General features: G+C 70.7%; 2 protein-coding genes and 1 pseudogene. All 3 read left to right on the plus strand.

All coding sequences use genetic code 11. The features are described 5' to 3' along the window. Positions 1 to 97: 97 nt before the first annotated feature. Positions 98 to 514: pseudogene (locus AC08ON_RS12525) on the plus strand (AMP-binding protein); the annotation flags it as partial. A gap of 118 nt (positions 515 to 632) precedes the next feature. Continuing rightward, positions 633 to 2786: an AMP-binding protein gene (locus AC08ON_RS12530; protein WP_476607706.1), complete on the plus strand. Its 2154-nt coding sequence runs from the start codon at positions 633 to 635 to the stop codon at positions 2784 to 2786. A 102-nt stretch (positions 2787 to 2888) separates the two neighbouring features. Next, positions 2889 to 3039: alpha-hydroxy-acid oxidizing protein (locus AC08ON_RS12535; protein ID WP_476617026.1), on the plus strand; the 151-nt coding region annotated here is incomplete at its 3' end.

Genomic DNA, 3039 nt, shown 5'->3' on the forward strand with positions numbered 1-3039 from the left:
GACGTCGGACCGGACGGCACCAACATCCGCATCAGGACAGGGTGCCGGCGCAAGCCGGCATGATCACTCACCTGGCTGGCGCGAGGAAAGGCCTGACATGAGGAAAGGCCAGGTCACCCAGGCGGTGCCGGTGCCGCCGCCGCTGCGTCCCGACGACCGGTTCGGAAACGTCGTCGATCGGATCCGCACCGTCGCCGCGGTCTGCCACGACGTCGTGGCGGTCCGCAACGAACACCGTGCCGTTACCTTCGCCCAGCTCGTCGCCTGGGTGAACGTCGTCGCCGGCCGCATCCTTCGGGAGCCCGCCGCGGCTGACCCGGACACGCCCGTCGCGGTGCTGTTGCCCCACGGCGCGAGCGGGATCGCCGCCGTCCTGGGCGTCATCGCGAGCGGCCGGCCCTGCGTGCCCCTCGACAGGATGCATCCCACCGACCGTCTCGCTCAGGTCGTGGGGCTGGCGGGGGCCTCGGTGTGCGTCACCGGACAGACTGGCTCCGCCGACCAGCGGGCTGCCGCCGCGCTGCCGGGGATCGTGGAGACTATCGACGTCGGCGACGAGCGCGTCGCCGACTGGTCCCCGGCGCTGGCTGACCGGGTGGCGTCGACTGCGCCGGGCCGATACCGATCCAGCCGTGCTCATCTTCACCTCCGGGTCGACCGGAGTACCGAAGGGTGTCGTGTGGCACCACCGCGCCCTGCTGGGCATCCACTACGCCATCCAGGTCCAGGACGTGATGCGGCTGGTTCCGGGCGACCGTCTGCCGCTTTTCCTGCCCTACTCCTTCATCTCGGGGATGAACCGGACGGTCGGTGGCCTGGTCTTCGGCACCACCCTCGAGATGTACGACCCTCGGGTCCGCGGCGTCCGCGACCTGGCCGACTGGCTGCGCGCCACCCGGCCTGCCGGCATCGTGGCCACGCCAGCGCTGATCCGGATTGTGTTCGGCTGCCTTGAGCCGGACGAGGTGCTCGACGACCTCCGATTCGTCATGTCGGTCGGCAAGGCGATCTACGCCCGCGACGTCGAGTTGGCCCGCCACCACCTACCACCGGCCGCGGCGTTCCTGGTCTCCTACGGAGCCTCGGAGCTCGGCACGGCGACCTGTGCCCCGATCTGGTCGGACGACGACCTGCCCGACGGCGTGATGCCGGCCGGGCGGCCGGTGGTTGACGTCGCGGTGAGGGTGGTCTCGCCGGATGGCATCGAGATGCCGCCCGGTGAGACGGGGGAGATCGTCGTGATGGGCCACTTCATCACGGGGGGCTACTGGCGGGTGCCGGCGGCGAGCGCGTCGCGGTTCGGCATCGGGCCGGACGGCACACCCACCTACCGCACCGGAGACCTCGGGCGCATCGACGCCAGCGGCCAGCTCAGGGTTGTCGGCCGCAACGACGCGGCCGTGAAGATCCGCGGGTACCTCGTCGAGCCGATCGAAATCGAGTCCGCCCTGCTGGCGAGCTCGGATGTGCTCGAAGCCGTCGTCGTGGCCGACAGGACCACGCAGCGGGCCCGCCTGGTCGCCTACGTCGTCCCCGTGACCGGCGCCCGGGTCTCACCGGCCTCGATCAGGCGCCTGCTACGGGCCAAGCTGCCCTCCTACATGGTGCCGGCCACCGTCATGCTGCTCACCGCACTACCGAGGACCGACCGCAGCAAGGTCGACCGACTGAACCTACCCCCCGCCGGTCCGAAATCCGGCCAGGACCCGCCCCGCGACCAGTGGGAGGAGGCCGTCGCCGGCGTGTGGGCCGCCGCCCTGCACCTCGACGACGTCGGTATCCACGACGACTTCGTCGAACTCGGCGGCGATTCCCTCATCGCCGAAGAGCTCCTCACCAGGGTCGCCGACGAACTCGGTGTCAAACTCCCCACCTCCACCGTCGCCAACGCCCCCACCGTCGCCGAGTTCACCGCCCGCCTGCGCAATGCCGGCACCGACGTCCTACGCCACCCCACCGTCGTCCCGCTGCGCACCACCAGCAGCGGCGGGCCCCTCTTCTGTTTCTGCGGCGCCGGCGGCCTCGCTGTCGGCATGCTTGGCTTCGCCCGCCACTTCGACGGCGAACGCCCCGTCTACGGCGTCCAAGCCCACGGCCTCGAATACCGCGGTCTCCCCGACTGGTCCATCTACGCCGCCGCTCGCCGTCACGCCCGCACCCTGCGCCTACTCCAACCCGCCGGCCCCTACTACCTCGCCGGCCACTCCTTCGGCGGCCTCGTCGCCCTCGAAACCGCAAGACTCCTCACCGAGGCCGGCGAGCACGTCGAACTGCTCGTCCTCATCGACAGCTTCCTGCCCGACACGTCCTCCGGCGTCTTCGCGGGAGGAGTACAGCCCTCTCAGCTTCCAGTTCCGGGGGGCCCGACCAGGAGCTCGAATCCGGCTCCAGCCTTGGACCGTGCGGGGGGATCGGCTATGGGCCCGGCGCGCGCGGGGGCTGCCGCACGGGTCCTGCTCGGCTGGGCCCGGCAGGCGGCCCAACTCCCGTTGGCTGGCGTCGTTCAGTTCAAGGGCATGAACCAGTACGACGTCTTCTACAACCAGTCGCGGGTGCTCACGAGGTTCTACCGGCCCAAGCCCTGGAACGGGCGGGCGCTAGTCTACCTGGCTGCCGCCTCGCCGCCGCACCGTACGGAGGCCTGGCGCCCGCTGCTGACCGGCGAGACGACCTACCGCACCGTGGGCGGCGACCACGACACCGTGCTGCGCGAACCCGTCGTAAGCGAGATCGCGGCCGACATCCGGGCGGTCCTCGCTGGCTGTACCAGCTCCCGCAAGGCGTGAACGGCTGCCGCTTGAGTGCTTTCGGAGTGACTGGCAGTCCTGGCGACCGGGAGAACGCGATCCCGTGGCCAGGCCGACAGCGAAAGGTCCGTGTTCGTGAGGGTGCAGGACGCAATCAATGTCGAGGACTTCCGGGAACTGGCGCGCCGCAGGCTTCCCCGGGCGGTTTTCGACGCCATGGAGGGCGGCGCCGGCGACGAGGTGTCGCTCAGGCGTAACCGCACGGCGTTCGACCGCATCGAGTTCCGCCCAC

Source organism: Frankia sp. CoWAU3, assembly GCF_977971855.1.